The sequence below is a fragment of the Gilvimarinus polysaccharolyticus genome, from assembly GCF_001187555.1.
GTDB classification, from domain to species: Bacteria; Pseudomonadota; Gammaproteobacteria; order Pseudomonadales; family Cellvibrionaceae; genus Gilvimarinus; species Gilvimarinus polysaccharolyticus.
Map to the genome: position 1 here is coordinate 1,260,170 of NZ_LFIJ01000002.1, position 18,576 is coordinate 1,278,745.

The 18,576-nt window shown below is 48.4% G+C and carries 16 protein-coding genes; 11 read left to right on the plus strand and 5 right to left on the minus strand.

Translation table 11 applies throughout. The features are described 5' to 3' along the window. Positions 1-5: 5 nt before the first annotated feature. From GILYN3_RS14040 to mutT, 9 genes are all read left to right on the plus strand, one after another. Positions 6-941, plus strand: a complete 936-nt coding sequence (locus tag GILYN3_RS14040; RefSeq protein ID WP_049723577.1) for a D-alanine--D-alanine ligase — start codon at positions 6-8, stop codon at positions 939-941. Then, on the plus strand, positions 938-1,756 hold the full coding sequence (locus tag GILYN3_RS14045; protein WP_049723578.1) for a cell division protein FtsQ/DivIB: 819 nt from the start codon (positions 938-940) through the stop codon (positions 1,754-1,756). The genes GILYN3_RS14040 and GILYN3_RS14045 overlap by 4 nt, the downstream gene beginning before the upstream one ends. Before the next feature lie 38 nt (positions 1,757-1,794). Next, on the plus strand, positions 1,795-3,030 hold the full coding sequence (ftsA, locus tag GILYN3_RS14050; RefSeq protein WP_049723579.1) for a cell division protein FtsA: 1,236 nt from the start codon (positions 1,795-1,797) through the stop codon (positions 3,028-3,030). Between the two features lie 45 nt (positions 3,031-3,075). Beyond that, positions 3,076-4,230 carry a cell division protein FtsZ gene (gene ftsZ, locus GILYN3_RS14055; RefSeq protein WP_049723580.1) on the plus strand — a complete coding sequence of 385 codons (1,155 nt, stop codon included), beginning with the start codon at positions 3,076-3,078 and terminating at the stop codon, positions 4,228-4,230. Positions 4,231-4,548: 318 nt separating this feature from the next. Then, positions 4,549-5,460, plus strand: a complete 912-nt coding sequence (gene lpxC, locus GILYN3_RS14060; protein WP_049723581.1) for a UDP-3-O-acyl-N-acetylglucosamine deacetylase — start codon at positions 4,549-4,551, stop codon at positions 5,458-5,460. A gap of 274 nt (positions 5,461-5,734) precedes the next feature. Next, complete coding sequence (locus tag GILYN3_RS14065; RefSeq protein ID WP_049723582.1) at positions 5,735-6,667, plus strand: M23 family metallopeptidase; 933 nt, start codon at positions 5,735-5,737, stop codon at positions 6,665-6,667. Positions 6,668-6,795: 128 nt separating this feature from the next. After that, positions 6,796-9,516 carry a preprotein translocase subunit SecA gene (gene secA / locus GILYN3_RS14070; protein ID WP_049723583.1) on the plus strand — a complete coding sequence of 907 codons (2,721 nt, stop codon included), beginning with the start codon at positions 6,796-6,798 and terminating at the stop codon, positions 9,514-9,516. Between the two features lie 15 nt (positions 9,517-9,531). Further along, on the plus strand, positions 9,532-10,752 hold the full coding sequence (gene argJ, locus GILYN3_RS14075) for a bifunctional glutamate N-acetyltransferase/amino-acid acetyltransferase ArgJ (RefSeq protein WP_049723584.1): 1,221 nt from the start codon (positions 9,532-9,534) through the stop codon (positions 10,750-10,752). 19 nt (positions 10,753-10,771) lie between these two features. Further along, positions 10,772-11,167: an 8-oxo-dGTP diphosphatase MutT gene (mutT, locus tag GILYN3_RS14080; RefSeq protein WP_049723585.1), complete on the plus strand. Its 396-nt coding sequence runs from the start codon at positions 10,772-10,774 to the stop codon at positions 11,165-11,167. Between the two features lie 76 nt (positions 11,168-11,243). On the opposite strand, the gene yacG is transcribed toward mutT, so the two are convergent. The 5 genes from yacG to pilB are packed head-to-tail and all read right to left on the minus strand — an operon-like array spanning position 11,244 to position 15,921. Beyond that, positions 11,244-11,432, minus strand: coding sequence for a DNA gyrase inhibitor YacG (gene yacG, locus GILYN3_RS16565; RefSeq protein ID WP_084005454.1), 189 nt, complete (start codon positions 11,430-11,432; stop codon positions 11,244-11,246). Beyond that, positions 11,425-12,069: a dephospho-CoA kinase gene (gene coaE / locus GILYN3_RS14085; protein ID WP_049723586.1), complete on the minus strand. Its 645-nt coding sequence runs from the start codon at positions 12,067-12,069 to the stop codon at positions 11,425-11,427. The genes yacG and coaE overlap by 8 nt, the downstream gene beginning before the upstream one ends. Positions 12,070-12,078: 9 nt before the next feature. Then, the gene (locus tag GILYN3_RS14090) at positions 12,079-12,936 is read right to left on the minus strand and encodes a prepilin peptidase (RefSeq protein WP_049723587.1); all 858 of its coding nucleotides are present in this window, start codon (positions 12,934-12,936) and stop codon (positions 12,079-12,081) included. A gap of 15 nt (positions 12,937-12,951) precedes the next feature. Next, the gene (locus GILYN3_RS14095) at positions 12,952-14,211 is read right to left on the minus strand and encodes a type II secretion system F family protein (RefSeq protein ID WP_049723588.1); all 1,260 of its coding nucleotides are present in this window, start codon (positions 14,209-14,211) and stop codon (positions 12,952-12,954) included. Positions 14,212-14,214: 3 nt separating this feature from the next. Next, positions 14,215-15,921, minus strand: coding sequence for a type IV-A pilus assembly ATPase PilB (pilB, locus tag GILYN3_RS14100; protein WP_049723589.1), 1,707 nt, complete (start codon positions 15,919-15,921; stop codon positions 14,215-14,217). A 316-nt stretch (positions 15,922-16,237) separates the two neighbouring features. Here pilB and GILYN3_RS17025 point away from each other — a divergent pair, with 316 nt between their 5' ends. Together GILYN3_RS17025 and GILYN3_RS14110 are read left to right on the plus strand one after the other, a co-directional pair. Beyond that, positions 16,238-16,591, plus strand: coding sequence for a pilin (locus tag GILYN3_RS17025; protein WP_049723590.1), 354 nt, complete (start codon positions 16,238-16,240; stop codon positions 16,589-16,591). Between the two features lie 205 nt (positions 16,592-16,796). Beyond that, positions 16,797-18,542 (plus strand): hypothetical protein, encoded by a 1,746-nt coding sequence (locus tag GILYN3_RS14110; protein ID WP_198147359.1) that lies wholly within the window; start codon positions 16,797-16,799, stop codon positions 18,540-18,542. Positions 18,543-18,576: the final 34 nt, after the last annotated feature.

The window sequence follows — 18,576 nt, forward strand, 5'->3', positions numbered from 1 at the left end:
AAAGCATGAAAGCTGAAAATAGTCCGTTAAGTACACAGTTTGGGCGAGTCGGTGTTTTGTTCGGCGGTCGTTCAGCCGAGCGTGATATATCACTGCAAAGTGGTGCGGCGGTGGTCTCGGCATTGGCCGCGCTGGGTATCGATCATGTGGCAATTGATATTGGTAATCACAGCATTGATCACCTTCAAAAGGCCGGTATTGATCGAGCGTTTATCGCGTTGCATGGCCCAGGTGGTGAAGACGGTCGAATTCAAGCGGTGTTGGAGTATTTAGAGATTCCATATACCGGTAGTGATGTTCAGGCATCGGCTATTGGCATGGACAAGCTGCGCACTAAACAGCTATGGCGTGGTATTGGTGTTAATACTCCAGATTTTACGCTGCTCAATGAGCATTGTGATTGGGCTCAGGTTTTAGCGTCACTGGGCGGCGAGGTTATGGTTAAGCCTGCGCATGAAGGGTCGAGCATTGGTATGGCGCGGGTAAGTTGCGCCGAGACTCTTAAGGCGGCTTATGCCGAAGCGGCTAAGTTTGATGCTGTGGTTATCGCCGAGCGTTTGGTTCGCGGTTCAGAGTACACCGTGGCAATTTTAGGTGATCGAGCATTGCCTGCGATAAAGCTTGAAACTGAGCATAGTTTTTACGATTACGATGCAAAATATTTGGCTGATGACACTCGTTATTTGTGTCCTTGCGAGTTAGATGCAGAAACAGAACTCGAGTTGCAAGCGCAAGCATTGCGGGCGTTTCGCGATATTGGTTGCCGGGGTTGGGGGCGGGTAGATGTTATGCGCGATACCGCTGGAGTATTTCAGATGCTTGAGGTTAATACAGTACCGGGGATGACTGATCATTCGCTGGTGCCTATGGCGGCTAAAGCGGCAGGTATTGAGTTTTCTGAATTGATTTTGGCAATTTTATCGGAAAGTTTAAATCGGTGAGCCAGCGCGCGGTTCGGGCTAAAGGTTATCGCCAGGCGACACCGCGAGGTGCGAGTCGTTCATCGAGCGCGGCTGTTGTGGCGCGCCTGCTAAAGCTTATGTCGCGGGTCGCGTTGGTTGTATTGATAGGCGGCATTGGCTTTTCGACTTATTACTATGGTGGTGCCGCGGTTACTCGTGTGTTGCAGCATCCGGTAGATGAGGTTCGAGTCGAAGGGCCGTTTCATTTTGTTAGCCGCGAAGCCGCAACGGATTTAATCAGCTCGGCGATTGACAATAAGTTTGTCGATTTAGATATTGCCCAGCTGAAACAAAAAATTGAACAGCACAGTTGGGTTGAACGCGCGGTAATAACCCGCAGTTTACCTAGTGCATTGATCATAACCCTAGAAGAACAGGTGCCAATTGCACGCTGGGGCGATATTGGTTTTTTAAACCAGCGTGGCGAGGTGGTTTATACCGCAGAAACACAATTTTTAGATGATTTGCCTGAACTCAATGGCCGCGAGCAGCAATCAGCTCGCATCATGCAGCAGTATCAAGATCTATCAAGATTGCTGCGTTCACGTAATTTAAGTATTGCGCGATTATGGGTCGATGAGTTGAGCACTTGGCGAATTACTCTGGCCCGAGGCGTCGAGTTGGTGCTAGGGAAAGATGATTTAGTAGAAAAAATACAACGTTTTTTGTTGGTCTACGATGAGCATTTGATCCAACAGTTTGAGGCGGTAGTGCGGATAGATTTGCGCTATACCAATGGCTTAGCAGTAGCTTGGTCTGATGAATATGAAGTGCTGGTACAAAAAACCAGTTAACTCACACACTTTTAGTTTTGGGGAAGAGGTCCATTTAAATGGCGGGCTCAAACGACAACAAAATGATAGTGGGCTTGGATATTGGCACGTCCAAAGTGGTGGCCATTGTTGGCGCCATTACGCCCGAAGGAGGACTAGAAATAGTCGGAATTGGCTCGTGTCGCTCTAATGGCCTGAAGAAGGGTGTGGTAGTGAATATTGAGTCTACAGTTCACTCCATTCAGCGTGCCATTGAAGAGGCCGAGTTGATGGCAGGTTGCCAGATACACTCAGTTTATGCGGGCATTGCGGGCAGCCATATTCGCAGCTTGAATTCGCACGGTATCGTCGCGATTAGAGACCGAGAAGTTTTTGCGCAAGATGTCGAACGAGTTATTGATGCGGCGCAAGCGGTTGCTATTCCTGCCGATCAAAAAATTCTGCACATATTGCCACAAGAATTTTTAATTGATGATCAAGAAGGTGTTAAAGAGCCGTTAGGGATGTCGGGTGTACGACTTGAAGCCAAGGTGCATCTGGTTACTTGTGCGGTTAACGCGGCGCAAAACATCGAGAAATGTATTAAGCGTTGTGGCTTGGAAGTAGAGGATGTGATTCTTGAACAGCTAGCCTCGAGCTATTCGGTATTAACCGATGATGAGCGAGATTTAGGTGTATGCATCGTGGATATTGGTGGCGGTACCACCGATATAGCTATTTTTACCGAGGGAGCAATTCGTCATACCGGTGTTATCCCGATTGCGGGTGATCAGGTGACTAATGATATTGCGATGGCGCTGCGCACGCCAACTCAGAAAGCCGAAGAAATAAAAATTAAATACGCTTGTGCATTGGCCAAGCTGACCGGTCCTGATGAGACGATTAAAGTGCCAAGTGTTGGGGATCGAGCGGCGCGTAATTTATCTCGCCAAGCTTTAGCCGAAGTGGTTGAACCGCGTTATGACGAGCTGTTTACGCTGGTGCAGGCCGAACTGCGCCGCAGTGGATTTGAAGACATGTTGCCAGGTGGCATCGTCTTAACCGGTGGCACGGCAAAAATGGAAGGCGTTGTTGAGCTGGCTGAGGAAATATTTCATATGCCGGTGCGCCTAGGGGCACCGCAAAATATTGCCGGGCTGTCGGATATTGTAAACAACCCAATTTATTCAACGGGTGTTGGTCTTTTGCTGTATGCACTAAAGCAACATTTAGGTGATCACCATACGACAGCCGCGGCTGACAGCGAACCTAGTTTTTTTACAAAATTGAAAAAAATGTTTCAAGGCGAATTGTAATTTTTAGTTTTTAAAATTTAAATTTATGGCAGAGAGGAAATAATTATGTTCGAGCTCGTAGAAAACGCGCCACAAAATGCAGTAATCAAAGTAATCGGTGTTGGCGGCGGCGGCGGTAATGCTGTTAAGCATATGATGGCTAACAACGTTGAGGGTGTAGAGTTTGTCTGTGCTAACACGGATGCTCAAGCACTTAAAGATGTCGATGCCCGCGTTGCCCTGCAATTGGGTAGCAGTATGACTAAAGGTTTGGGGGCCGGTGCTAACCCTGAGATTGGTCGTCATGCCGCAATGGAAGATCGTGAACGTATTGCCGAAATTCTAAAAGGCGCTGACATGGTCTTTATTGCCGCTGGTATGGGCGGAGGCACCGGCACCGGTGCTGCGCCTATTGTTGCTGAGGTGGCGCGGGAAATGGATATCTTGACTGTTGCGGTAGTGACAAAACCATTTCCGTTTGAAGGTCGTAAGCGTATGCAAATCGCCGAAGCCGGAATTAAAGAGCTACAAGAGCGAGTGGACTCGTTAATCACGATTCCTAATGAAAAGCTGTTGTCGGTGCTGGGCAAGTCGACCAGCCTGCTGGATGCCTTCAAGGCTGCCAATAGTGTGTTGCAAGGTGCAGTGCAAGGTATTGCCGATTTGATTATTCGTCCCGGCATGATCAACGTCGACTTTGCCGATGTTAAAACGGTTATGTCTGAAATGGGCATGGCGATGATGGGAACAGCCCACGCTACGGGTGAGAATCGAGCACGTGAAGCGGCTGAAGCAGCCATACGTAGCCCGCTGCTCGAAGATGTTAATTTGCAGGGAGCACGTGGTATTTTGGTTAATATTACCGCTGGCATGGATCTATCTTTGGGCGAGTACGGTGAGGTGGGTGAAACCATTGCTGAGTTCTCATCCGATGATGCGACGATCGTGGTGGGTACTGTGATTGACCCCGAGCTGAAAGACGAGTTGCGAGTGACTGTTGTAGCGACCGGCCTTGGCGTTGCAGAGCAAGCTGCCAAAGCGCCAACTAAAGTGGTTATCGATAACACTCGACGTGCTGATGGTCAGCTAGATTACTCTGCTCTAGACCGTCCAACGGTATTGCGCAAAGCTGGTGGTCAAGCTGCGTCAGCTGCTCCGGCGGTAGATAAGGATATGGAATATTTGGACATTCCGGCATTTCTTCGTCGTCAGGCCGATTAGTCTATGACCTCAAACAAGCTTAATAGCGAAATTGAGAGTGTGATAGCTGCCGCACCAGATGTGTGCGGCAGTTTGGCAATTGCTGGTGGATTCGGCTTTATTTTGCTATAATTTGCCGATTTACGCAGCCATAAAAGATGGGCGATGTCGCTGTGCCGTGGTTTTGTTGGGGCCTGGAGTTTAATTATGGGCCAAAACTACCGGTAAAATTCGGGTTATTGTTGTTAATTGTCGCCAATTAACCGCTATCTGTGCGATTGAATATAACGCCTACACGGGATGTTTGTTTACACCCTCTATATAGAGCCATACCCAACAATGATCAGACAGCGTACCCTAAAAAATGCTATTCGTGCCACCGGTGTAGGCCTTCATACCGGTCAAAAAGTTTATCTTACCTTGTTGCCTGCAGAAATAGATCGCGGAATCGTTTTTCGTCGTGTCGACCTTGATCCTGTGGTTGAGATTGAAGCCAAAGCCGAAAACGTCGGTGATACTACTCTGTCGACCAGCCTAGTTAAAGGTGATGTTAAAGTCTCGACAGTCGAGCATTTGTTGTCGGCCATGGCCGGGCTTGGTATTGACAACGCGATTGTCGAAGTTAGTGCCCCTGAAGTGCCAATTATGGACGGCAGTGCCGGTCCATTTGTATTTTTAATTCAGTCTGCTGGAATTCAGGAGCAGGCTGCGGCGAAGAAGTTTATCCGAATTAAACGCCCTGTTACGGTGCAAGATGGTGATAAAACCGCCAGCTTCATTCCCTTTGACGGATTTAAAGTGTCATTTTCTATTGAATTTGATCACCCTGTGTTTAAGGGGCGAGCATTAGAGACTTCGGTAGATTTTTCGAGCACCTCATTTGTCAAAGAGGTGAGTCGCGCACGGACCTTTGGCTTTATGCACGAGATCGAATATTTGCGCTCGAAAGGATTGGCCAAAGGCGGTAGCGTCGATAACGCCATTGTGGTGGACGAATACCGAATTTTGAATGAAGACGGCCTACGCTATGAAGATGAGTTTGTTAAGCATAAGGTTTTGGACGCTATTGGCGACCTATATCTTTTAGGTAATAGCTTAATTGGCGAGTTTAAGGCCCATAAGTCGGGACATGCACTTAATAATAAGTCGCTGCGCCAGTTGATTGCCCAAAAAGATGCTTGGGAGGTCGTCACTTTTGAAGATGAAACGGCGGCCCCGATCTCTTATATGAAGCCGTTGCTGCTAGTCTAGTACTCAATTAATGATGCTAGGCGGTTCATCGGTACTGCATCGGTGTTAAAAACCAAGGCCCGCAGATTGTACTCTGCGGGCCTTTTTTATATAGTTAGCAAAATTTGCAGCGTAAAAAATTAAATCGTAATATCATGGGTCATTAGATATAGCGATATTTTTAAGTTTTATTGCTTCACGCCTTTGTATGTGGTCGCCTTAGATGTTGTGAGTGCTTACTAACGCGGAGTTTTTTATATTACGCAAACATTAGGTAGATCATAAACACCTTAAAATGAAAATCATTCTGGTCAGTAAGCGTCACGGTCACGCGCGCAGCATTACGCTGGGCGGCTGGACGCGTGCGCTATTATCAGTGTGTATTTTGGGTTTACCTGCGGTTGCTGGAGCGTTGGGTTATCACCTGTGGGTGGCGCAAAACAGCACCGATATGTTTACCGCAGAATCTCGTCGTGCGTGGGATACCGCACTGGCTGAACAGCAGAATCAAGTACTCGAAAGTCGACAGCAGGCTCGCTCAGATGTTGCAGCACTAACCTTAAAAGTGGCGGAGCTGCAAGCTAGATTGGTTCGCTTAGATGCACTGGGTGAACGTTTAACGAGCATTGCCAAATTGGATTCTGGGGAGTTTGATTTCAGTCAGCTGCCGGCCTTAGGGGGGCCCGAGGACGCGGAGCTGGGCGAGGCTTATTCGCCGCCAAGCTTTCTTGACGCTATCGATGAGCTGTCCCGTCAAATCGCTAACCGCGAGCAGCAGCTTGAAACACTCGATGCCTTGCTGGTTAACCGCCGTTTAAAAGAAGATATTTTTGTCGCGGGGCGACCGATCGAAAAAGGTTGGATGTCATCGCGTTACGGACGTCGTACAGATCCGTTTACGGGGAAAATAACGTGGCACGGCGGGGGCGATTTTGCCGGTAAAGAAGGTGCCAATGTTATCGCCGTTGCCGCGGGTGTCGTTACCTGGTCGGCCGATCGTGCGGGCTATGGCCATCTGGTCGAGGTCAATCATGGCGGTGGTTTTTCTACCCGCTATGCCCACAACAAAACTAACACCGTTAAGGTTGGCGACGTTGTTAAAAAAGGCCAAGTCATTGCCTTGATGGGGTCAACGGGTCGCTCGACAGGTCCCCACGTACACTTTGAGGTGTACAAAAATGGCCGTTCGGTTGATCCCGCAGCTTATATAAATCGCACGTTGCGATAACCCTCTCCCTTTTTTACTCTTTCTCCGTCTGTTTTTGTGCCTGTTTTTTGTGCCAATGCCAGCAGGCGATAGCGCTGTTTACCATTGAGTAGCGGTGTTGATGTTTCTTGATTTTATGGATTTATTTCATGTTAGCTAAAGTTACCAAGTGGGTCTTAGGCTCCAAAAATGATCGTGTACTAAAGCGTATGCGTAAAACAGTTGTGCGTATTAATGAGCTCGAGTCGCAGATGCAAGCCTTGTCTGATGTTGATCTTCAGGCAAAAACCGCCGAGCTAAAACAGCGTTTTAGTGCTGGTGAAACAGTCGATGCATTATTGCCAGAGGCTTTTGCCGCGGTGCGTGAAGCAAGCCATCGGGTGATGGGCATGCGGCACTTTGATGTACAGATGATTGGCGGTATGGCTCTACACGAAGGTTGTATTGCCGAAATGCGTACGGGTGAAGGTAAAACCCTGATGGCAACACTGCCAAGCTACCTGCGTGCTATTACCGGTGGTGGTGTGCATATTGTTACGGTCAACGACTATCTTGCCAGCCGCGATGCCGCATGGATGCAGCCATTGTATGAGTTTATGGGGCTTAGTGTTGGTGTTATTCAATCGGGGCAAGATACCGAGACAAAGCGAGCTGCTTATGCCGCTGACATTACTTACGGTACTAATAACGAATTTGGTTTTGATTACTTGCGCGACAATATGGCGATGCGCAAAGACGATAAGGTGCAGCGTGAATTGCACTTCGCGGTGGTTGATGAGGTCGATTCTATTCTGATTGATGAGTCGCGTACGCCGTTAATTATTTCAGGCCCGACACAGAATAGCGCTGAAATGTATCAGCGTATGAACAAACTGATCGGTAGTTTAATTCGTCAGCAAGAAGAGGACGGCGATGAAGATTACTATGTCGATGAAAAAACTCGGCAGGTAGAGTTGACAGAAAAAGGCCATCAACATGTCGAGCAGTTATTGATTGATGCGCAAATGTTGTCAGAGTCTGACACCTTGTATTCGGCTGCTAACTTGGGGCTGTTGCATCATGTCAACTCGGCGCTGCGAGCTCATGCGCTGTTTCATCGCGATGTTGAATACATTGTGCAAGACAATGAAGTGGTGTTGATTGATGAGCATACCGGCCGCACCATGGCCGGGCGTCGTTTGTCAGAGGGTTTGCACCAGGCGATTGAAGCAAAAGAGGGCGTGCAAATTCAGAGTGAAAGCCAGACTTTAGCCTCGACCACCTTTCAGAACTACTTCCGTTTGTATCCGACGCTTTCGGGGATGACGGGTACCGCCGACACCGAAGCGTTTGAGTTTCGTGATATTTACGACTTGGATGTGGTGGTTATTCCGACTAACCGCCCGACCCAGCGGATTGATAAAAACGATTTAGTGTACTTGTCGATTCCTGAAAAATTTGACGCTATTGTTCACGACATTGAAGAGTATCGCAAAAAGAATGCCCCTATCTTAGTGGGCACTGCATCTATTGAAACTTCTGAAGAAATGTCTAAGCGTTTAAAAGCCGCCAGCATTCCGCACCGAGTGTTAAACGCTAAGTTTCACGAAAAAGAAGCCGAAATTATTGCGCAAGCGGGACGTCCAGGCACAGTTACCATTGCAACGAATATGGCTGGTCGTGGTACCGATATTGTGTTGGGCGGTAGTTGGGAGGCAGAAATAAACGCGCTTTCTAACCCTAGTGATGCGCAAATTGAAGCTATTAAAAGTGCCTGGAAGGTTCGCCATCAACAAGTGATTGAGGCCGGTGGTTTACATATTATTGGTACTGAGCGGCACGAATCGCGCCGTATTGATAACCAGCTGCGTGGACGTGCTGGGCGTCAAGGTGATCCAGGGCTTACCTGCTTTTATTTGTCGCTAGAAGATAACCTGATGCGCATCTTTGCCTCGGATCGCGTGCGTAATTTAATGCAGGCGCTGGGGATGGAGAAAGGCGAGGCGATTGAACATCGGATGGTGAACAACGCTATCGAAAAAGCCCAGCGTAAAGTAGAGGGGCGTAACTTTGATATTCGTAAGCAATTGCTAGAGTACGATGATGTGGCCAATGACCAGCGGCAAATTGTTTATCAGCAGCGTAATGAGTTGTTAGAGGCTGAGGATATCTCCGACACCGTTAATAACATACGTGAAGACGTGGTGAGTGACTTAGTGGCTGCCCATGTGCCGCCGCAGACAATTGAAGAGCAGTGGGATGTTGCTGGGCTTGAAAAGCAATTAGAAGCCGATTTTGGTTTACGTTTACCGGTGCAGCAGTGGCTTAATGAAGATGATAACTTGCACGCAGAGAATCTGCGTCTGCGTATTCAGCAGCAGGTGCAGCAGTCGTATCAAGATAAGTGTCAGCGAATTGGCGACGTGATGTACGAGATCGAGCGGCAAGTAATGCTACAGGTCTTGGATAATTCTTGGAAAGAGCAGTTGTCCAGCATGGATCATCTGCGTCAAGGTATTAACTTACGTTCGTACGCACAGCGCAACCCCAAGCAAGAATATAAACGTGAAGCATTTTATTTGTTTCAAGAAATGCTCGAGACGGTAAAGCGCGAGTCGATTACGATGCTGGCACGTGTAGAGCCCGTTAGCCGCGAGCAAATGGAAGAAATGGAGCGTCGTCGCATAGAGGCTGAGGCCCAGGCGCGACAAAAAATGCAACTGAGCCACGACCAAGCATCGGCGTTAGCGGCTGAAAGTGGGCAACGTCCGGAGGCCGGTCAAGCCGGTGCCACACCTGTGACCCGTGAAGGTCGTAAAGTGGGTCGTAATGATCCGTGTCCTTGTGGTTCAGGCAAGAAGTTTAAACAATGTCACGGTAAGCTGACTTAAGAGCGAATTAATAATATGGCTGTAGGTGATTACCCGTTTCCATCTATGCCGCCAGTGGCAGGCGTTGCTATTGCCACCGCGGGTGCTGGAATTAAAAAGCCCGGGCGCGATGATGTGTTGTTGTTTGCTCTGGCTCCCGGCAGCACGGTGGCCGGAGTGTTTACGCAAAATGCATTTTGCGCGGCCCCCGTTAAGGTGTGCCGTGAGCATTTAGCTCAAGCCAATGCGCGATATTTGATCGTCAACTCTGGTAATGCTAATGCATGCACCGGCGACTTGGGTTACCAAAATGCGCTAACTGTGTGCGCGAGTGTGGCCCAGCAAGCGGCTGTTGCACGAGCGCAGGTATTACCCTTTTCCACCGGCGTTATCGGTGAGCCGTTGCCTGTAGAAAAAATTATTGCGGTAATTCCTGAGCTTTGCCAAAACGCTCAAGAAGACGCTTGGGAGCGTGCGGCGCGCGCCATTATGACCACAGATACTCGCCCTAAGGGCGTGACTCGCCAAGTGCAGATTGATGGTGTGACGGTGACCGTCAACGGTATCGCTAAGGGGGCGGGAATGATCAACCCCAATATGGCGACGATGTTGGGCTATATTGCGACCGACGCAACGATTACGGCCGATGCTCTGCAACAGTTGGCACGAGAGTCGGCCGACCTATCATTTAATCGCATTACGATTGATGGCGACACATCGACCAACGACGCCTGTATGTTGATGGCATCGGGACAGGCGAGCAATACGACTATTGCAGATGTTCAATCAAGCGGCTATGCGATATTGCGCAGTGCCGTGGTAGAGGTTGCAACATCATTGGCGCAGGCAATTGTTGCCGATGGCGAAGGCGCGACTAAGTTCGTCACTATTGACGTAACTGGTGGTGCTGATCGCGACGAGTGCCTAAAGGTTGCTTATGCGGTGGCGCACTCGCCTTTGATTAAAACGGCATTGTTTGCCAGTGATCCTAACTGGGGGCGTATTGTTGCCGCTATTGGATATGCCGGTGTACAAAACTTAGATGATACCGCTGTTCGGGTACATTTAAATGACGTGCTGATTGTTGAACATGGTGGCCGTGCTGCGACTTATACCGAAGCGCAAGGTCAGCAGGTGATGAATGGCGATCGTATTACTATCGCTATCGACTTAGGTCGGGGCGATAGCCGAGAGACGCTTTGGACCACAGACTTGTCTTACGAGTACGTGCGTATTAACGCCGATTATCGTACCTAAGTTAAGGTAGCTTGAATTTATGAAGCAAGTCCATGTGGCTGTCGGAGTGTTGACCGACCCGAGCGGTAAGATCTTAATCGCCAAGCGCCCACAGGCCACTCATCAGGGTGGCTTGTGGGAGTTTCCTGGCGGGAAGGTCGAACAAGGTGAAAGCGTGCAGCAGACGCTTACTCGCGAGCTGTACGAAGAGTTGGACGTTCATTGCAGTGAGTTTTTATCGGTCATCCAAGTATCTCACGATTACGGCGATAAGCAGGTATTGCTGGATGTGTATCGAGTCGTAACATTTACCGGCAAGCCCATTGGCAAAGAAGGTCAGCCGCTTTGTTGGGTTACTGTAGACGAGCTTGATCATTACGATTTCCCCGCCGCTAATTACCCTATTATTAGCGCGTTGCAACGCCCGATTCGTTAAGTTGATTTATTAATCAACGCCCATGCCTTAATCGGGATGCTTAGCCATCAGGTAGGTTGAACGAAAAGGTTTAGTCTTAATATTCATCGTCATTTTGCGGCAAGGCATCATCACCGGGGATTCTATGGTTCTCGGAAGCCCACTCACCTAAATCAATAAGCTTACAGCGCTCCGAGCAAAAGGGGCGGTGCGGGTAAGCCTCACTCCAAAAGACAGTCGCTTGGCAGGTAGGGCACAGGAGTTTTATTGTTTGGTCATTAGTCATGGCGTGGATTATCACTCGACTTTGTGGCTGCCGCAAGGTATTGCTGATGAAGTTTTAGTACCTGAGTTGCAAGTTCTTGCAGGCTACCTTGATTCATTAAAATATCGTCGGCCCTGCTTAATCGCTCGGCGCGATTTATTTGCGTTGCCATTATAGCTTCGACTTGGTATCGCTTCATGTTGTCGCGAGCGGCCGCACGCTGTATCTGAATCTCAGGTGTGCAGTCGACTACGACGATACGGTCCGTAAGTTGGTGTTGTGGTGTTTCTAGTAGCAGTGGAGAAGAGAATACAACGTACGCGGAGGTGGCGCTAATTAGCTGCTCACGTAAGCGTTGGTTGATTAACGGGTGCAGTAGCGATTCTAGCCAAGTTTTTTCTTTTGGGGCAGAAAAGATAATATTTCTAAGCTGCACGCGATCGAGCGAACCGTCGGCTAGCAGTATCTTAGGCCCAAAATATTGAGCAATACTGAGCAGTGCATCAGAGCCCGGCTCGACGACCTCACGAGCGACAATGTCGGCATCGACAATATCAATACCAAGTCGTGCAAAATACTCGGAGGCCGCGCTTTTGCCACTGCCAATACCGCCGGTAAGGCCGATAACCAGTGGTTTGTTAGCCGCAGTGGCAGGCATTAATACGTGCTAGCCAATATTGGCCAATTGTAGATAGCGCTGCACTATTTCGTCGCCCCATAGCAACGCGATCCAGCCGGCAATGGCCAAATAAGGGCCAAAAGGAATGGGGATATTTTTATCGCGACCTTTAATCACAATCATGCCAATGCCAATCACCGCTCCCACCAGTGAGGACAGAATAATAATCAGCGGCAGCATTTGCCAGCCCATCCAAGCGCCCAGAGCAGCCAGCAATTTAAAATCGCCGTAGCCCATGCCCTCTTTGCCGGTTAACAGCTTAAAGGCCCAAAACACTAACCATAAAGATAGATAACCAAAAACAGCGCCCCACAATGCGCTGTGTAAATCGGTGACCAAGCCAAAGTAATTCACGATTAGCCCTAACCAAACCAATGGCAAGGTGATGTTATCGGGCAACAATTGGGTATCAATATCAATAACCGTTAATACCAGCAGTGCCCACGTAAGTACTAATAACGGGCCGGTGGCAGCTGTTAGGCCGAATTGCACCACAATCGCCAATGACAATAACGCTGTCACCAACTCGATAACGGGGTAGCGCGGTGATATGCGAACCTTACAGCTGGCGCATTTGCCTTTTAGTAGCAAATAGCTAATAACAGGAATATTTTGCCAAGGCATTATGGGAGTTTTGCACTTTGGGCAGTGAGATGCGGGAAAAGCCAGACCAAAACTTTCTTTTGGCGCATCGCCTGGTTGTTCTAACAATTCACAGCATTGCTCGCGCCAAGACGCCTCCATGATCTTGGGGAGGCGTAGAATAAGCACGTTGAAGAAGCTTCCGAGTGCTAAACCGAGCAGGCTTATAAATAGGTACACAAACCACAGTGGTATTTCTGACATATTAAAGCCTTGGGTTTAAACAACATTACCGAGCTGGAATATCGGTAGATACATGGCGATCAATAAGCCACCGACCAAAATGCCCAGCACAGACATGATTATTGGCTCTAGCAGGGACGCTAGGTTATCAACCTTGTTGTCCACTTCTTCTTCGTAGTAGCCTGCTGCTTTGTCCAACATATCATCCAGAGCGCCAGATTCCTCACCAATTGCGGTCATTTGAATCAAAAGTGGCGGGAAGATATTTTGATTACGGATCGCGGCATTAAGTTGGATGCCAGTAGAGACGTCTTCGCGAACTTTAAGAATGGCGTCGCGGTATATTCGGTTGCCTGCTGCTCCAGCAACAGATGTTAGTGCGTCAATCAAGGGAACACCCGCAGCAAAGGTCGTCGATAGAGTGCGGGCAAAACGCGCCAGAATAGCTAAGTATAAAATACCTCCAATTACGGGTATTTTTAAAGATGTCCGGTCTACCGCGTAAGCAAATTTAGTGCTCCGTAGTTTAAGCTCTTTGAAGGCGAAGCCGAAAACAAATACAGCTATAAGTGTGTGAATCCAATACGCTTGAGCAAGCTCGGATAAATGCATTACAAACAAAGTAAAGGATGGCAGGTCTGCGCCAAAGCTGCTAAAGGTCTCGACAAACGAAGGAACCACCTTGATTAGCAAAATGGCGGTTACCACAATAGCCACTAAAACAACGGCGATGGGGTAAGTCAGAGCTTTTTTAATTTTCCTTTTTAGTGTTTCGGTTTTTTCTTTGTAGGTCGCAATACGCGCTAGCATGGTCTCGAGTGCACCGGCTTGCTCGCCAGCCTCTACCAGATTGCAAAACAAATCGTCAAAATAGCGTGGATGCTTACGCAGCGCTGGCGCAAAGCCTCCGCCGGCCGCGACATCGTCACGTATTTTATAAATTAGCTCTTTCATTGACTTGTGTTCAAGTCCGTCGGCAACAATCTCAAACGATTGTACGAGCGGCACACCAGCTTTCATCATGGTGGCCATTTGGCGAGAAAATACTGCGATATCAGAGGCTTTGATTGCCTTTTTACCGCCCTCAAATAAGGGCTTAGGCTTTTTTTTAACAGATTTAACCACTAAGCCTTGCTTTTGTAGTTGAACCCGAATGAGAGCAGGGCTGGCTCCTGCCATTTCTCCCTTTAAGGGCTTCCCTTTTTTATCGGCGGCCCTATACACATAAGTTTGATTGGTAGACACGCTCGGTTTACGTTTTGCTGGCGTGTTTTTTTGCGCAGTTGCAGTGGCCATAAATTAGTCCTTGGTGACTCGGTTGGCTTCTTCTAGGCTGGTTAAGCCTTGTGCAGCTTTCCTTAATGCTGAAATCCGCAAATTGTTAAATCCAGCTGCATGAGCAGCTTTGGCAATTTGCAGAGAATTTCCCCCTTCCATTATAAGGCTTGCGATCTTCGGGGTGATGCGAACCACTTCATAGACCCCGACACGGCCTTTATAACCTTTTAGGCAGGCATCGCAGCCTACAGGGTGGTAAAGCTCAAATTCTTCACGTGGGATACCGATTTCGTCAAATCCTTCTTCAGTAAGTATCTCTGCGGGTATATCCGTCGCAGGTTTTTTACATTTTGTGCACAGTCGTCGTGCTAAGCGTTGGGCAATAATTAAGCTAACACTGGTCGCCACGTTAAAAGCAGGCACGCCCATATTCATTAGTCGCGTTAATGTTTCTGCCGCGCTGTTGGTGTGCAAGGTGGAGAGTACCAAGTGGCCTGTTTGCGCCGCTTTAATGGCGATTTCCGCGGTTTCTAGATCGCGAATCTCACCAACCATGACAATGTCTGGGTCTTGGCGTAAAAAAGAGCGTAATGCCTCAGCAAAGGTCAGGCCTACTTTGGCGTGCATTTGTACTTGGTTAATGCCCTCAAGGTTAATTTCTACCGGGTCTTCGGCGGTAGAAATATTACGCTCTTCGGTGTTAAGAATGTTAAGGCCGGTATACAAGGATACGGTTTTACCACTACCGGTAGGCCCAGTTACTAAGATCATGCCTTGGGGTTGGTCTAGTGCCGCCATAAACATTTGTTTTTGGTCGTCTTCGTAGCCCAGTGCATCAATCCCTAGTTTGGCCGAGCTAGGATCCAAAATCCGCAATACTATTTTCTCGCCAAACAGGGTGGGCAGCGAGTTTACCCTGAAATCGATGGCGCGGGTTTTGGATATCTTCATCTTTATTCGGCCATCTTGGGGCATTCTGCGCTCAGATATGTCCATTTGTGACATTACTTTTAAGCGCGCAGCGATCCGAGAGGCTAAATTAATCGGTGGTTTTGAGACCTCTTGCAAAATACCGTCAGTGCGAAATCTCACTCGAAAGGCTTTTTCGTAGGGTTCAAAGTGAATGTCCGAAGCCCCGGTTTTAATCGCATCGAGTAGTATTTTGTTGATAAACCGCACAATGGGAGCTTCATCGGCTTCATTGTTGGAGTCATCTTCGGGCTCGGCCGAGGTTGTATCAATCCCTTCTAAGGCATCATCATCTAGGCCGCCTAGCGCATCACTCAGGCTTTCTTCATTGGCGCTTATGTAGGCTGTTATGGCTGCGGTTAGCTTGTCAGCCTCTACCAGTACAGCTTCGATATTAATGCCGGTGTTGAATTTGATTTCATCCAAAGCATGTAGGTTGGTTGGGTCTACCACACCTACAAATAGTCGGTTGCCGCGGCGCATTAGAGGCAGTGCGCGATGTTTTTCGATCAGTTTTGGATCAACTAACTTGCTGGGTAGGGCTTGCGGGTTGATGGCCTTTAGGTCAAATACCGGGGTGCCAAACTCATCTGCGGCGACTTGAGCCAAAGTTTTCGCATCTAAGACCCCGTTTTGCACTAGGTACACCACAAAAGGCAGCCTTTGTTTGTTGGCTTCGGCCAAGCCACTAGCAGCTAGGGCTTCATCGAGTAGGCCGTCATTAACCAGCCGTTTTGCTAATCCGTTGAGTGCTGCCATAGGCTTAAATGCTTTTGTTCGAGTAGTTGTTTAGGTTGTTGTTGTAACGCCTTTATTTATGTGGCGATTATTGTAATTGCTTTACTTTACGAACTGTTAGGCCCGTTGGCAATCTTTGCGTGCATTTTTGTGGCTGGGGTGACGTTATTTGTCATGTTGTCACCTGTTATGGCACTTGTGTGCGGAATGGCTTGCAATATTTAAGCGCTTAGGCCTAGTTTTTGGTGTTGGTCTGTATTTTGCTTCTGAGTAGAGTAGGTCCTATTAGGGCTCTACGTATACACATTATTTTAATTGGGCATTTTTGGAGGCTCTTATGAAAAAACAACAAGGCTTTACATTGATTGAATTGATGATCGTGGTAGCGATTATCGGTATTCTTGCTGCTATCGCTCTGCCGCAGTATCGCGACTACACTCAGCGCTCTGCTAACGGTGCGTGCTTGGCCGAAGCTAAAGCGTACATGGGTGCAGCCGTATCTGATGCCGCTGATAACCGCACGCCAAGCGCATTTGTTGCAAGTGCTTGTGAGTCTGGTGTAGACATGACAGTTGCACATTATAATGGCGCAGCATCCTTGACTTTTGTTGCCACCACGCAAGGTAATGCGACCATTAAACAAGATACCCGCTGTGATGCCGGCAACGGTTCTTGTAATTTAGTTCCGTAAGCGACAGATTGTTCGATCGTTGCTAAAACAAAAAGCGCCTTGCGGCGCTTTTTGTTTTTTTGGCCGTTAGTTATTTCAAATAAACCTCTTTTTGTTCTCTGGTGGCACCTTGAGTCCTTCAGTTCGTTATTTTGCGCTCTTTTCTCTGCTGATGTCCTGTTTAGCAGCTGTTTTTTTTCTGCCCGCATTAAATGGCGGGTTTGTATTGGATGATAGTTTTAATATCCTGCAAAACCGCTTGCTGTACATAGACACGTTAAGTGCAGCTGAGTTGGCAAATGCAACGTTGAGTTTTCATGCCGGTAATGGCTCGCGCCCTTTGCCCATGCTTAGCTTTGCGCTGGACTACTGGCGAGCTGGCGCTATGGACGCGACCACCTTTAAAACGACTAATTTAGTAATTCACGGTTTAACCACCTTTTTTCTCGCTTTCTTTTTCCGTCGGCTGTTGTTGTTGGCCGGTTGCGCGCCACAGCGTGCCGCTTGGGGGGCACTGGCGCTTGCTTTTGTTTGGGCTGTTCACGCTCTTCAGGTGTCGTCGGTAATGTATATAGTGCAGCGTATGCAGACTATGTCGACGTTGTTTGTGGTCTTGGCGCTATGGGCTTATTTGGCTATGCGTCAGGTGCAAATAAATGACACTGGGCGTGGTCGCGGGATGGGTGTCTTGGTGCTGGTGTTTGGAGCGCTGGCGTTAGCCTGTAAGGAAGACGCCGTTTTGCTGTTTGCCTATGTGTTGGCTCTGGAGTTGACGGTTTTGCAGTTTCGTGCAGCGCAGCTAAATATAACCAAAGGTTTACGCCAAAGCTTTGGGGTGTTAACTCTGTTGGCGCTGTTAGTCTACGTCTTTGTGGTAGTGCCGCACTACTGGCACTGGGACGCTTACCCTAATAGAGATTTTTCTTCCTTAGAACGGCTAATGACTCAAGCGCGTGTGCTGATAATGTACTTGGGTCAAATAATATTTCCTTGGCCGGACTCCATGACATTTATCTATGACAAGGTGTCTGTGTCACGAAGCTTATGGCAACCGCTAACGACTTTGCCGTCTATTTTTTTGATCGTAGCGCTACTGGCTTGGGCGTGGCGCTGGCGAGCTTACCGGCCACTGTTTTCGGCTGGCGTATTACTTTTCTTTTCGGGTCATTTTATTGCCAGTAATATACTCTCGCTAGAGCTGGTGTTTGAGCATCGTAACCATTTCCCGTTGATTGGCGCTGTGTTAGCGTTGGGGGATTTGTTGGTGTTTGCGTGGCAGCGCTGGCACGTTGGAGTTAGGGGCGTGGTGGCATGTGGTGGGCTTGTAGTGATCATACTGGGGGCGGCGACTCTGGTTCGAGCATATACTTGGGGCGATTCTGTGCGTCATGGTGAGCAGCTTATAAGGTTGTTGCCAGACTCTGCCCGAGCTTGGAAGGAGTTGGGGCGGGCCCATTTTGATCGATATCAAACCACGCAGGACGATAGCCATTTGCAGCGAGCTATCGATGTGTATGCAGCGGGTTTACTGCAGGTGGAGGAGCCCTCCTTGGCCTCCAATTTAGTTATTTATAAGTCTCTACTGGGTACGGTAGAGGACGCAGATTGGCAGAAGTTTTTGGATGTTTTGCGCAATGCACCACACGGCTGGCAGAACAAGTTTGTGGTTTGGACTTTGATGAATAATGTGAATCGCGGTTTTGATGTAGATGCGCAGCGCGTGATAAAAGCTATTAACATTATGGTTGATAAGGCTTCTTTAAGTGATTTGGAGTTTTTGCGGTTGGCAGTGTTTGTGTACAAAAATGGTCGACCAGAGGAGGCCAATCCTTTTTTTATTGCCTTTGCAGAGAGTGCTCCGAAAGGCGATGCTAATTTACATCGAATCATCGGTGAGCTATTGAATGAAGGTCATAAAGAGTTGGCTGCGCAGCTAGAGCGTATAGATGCTTCCAAGGAGGCGGTTAAATGAGTGGTAATATTGCCGCCGTAGAGAGGCCGCTTTA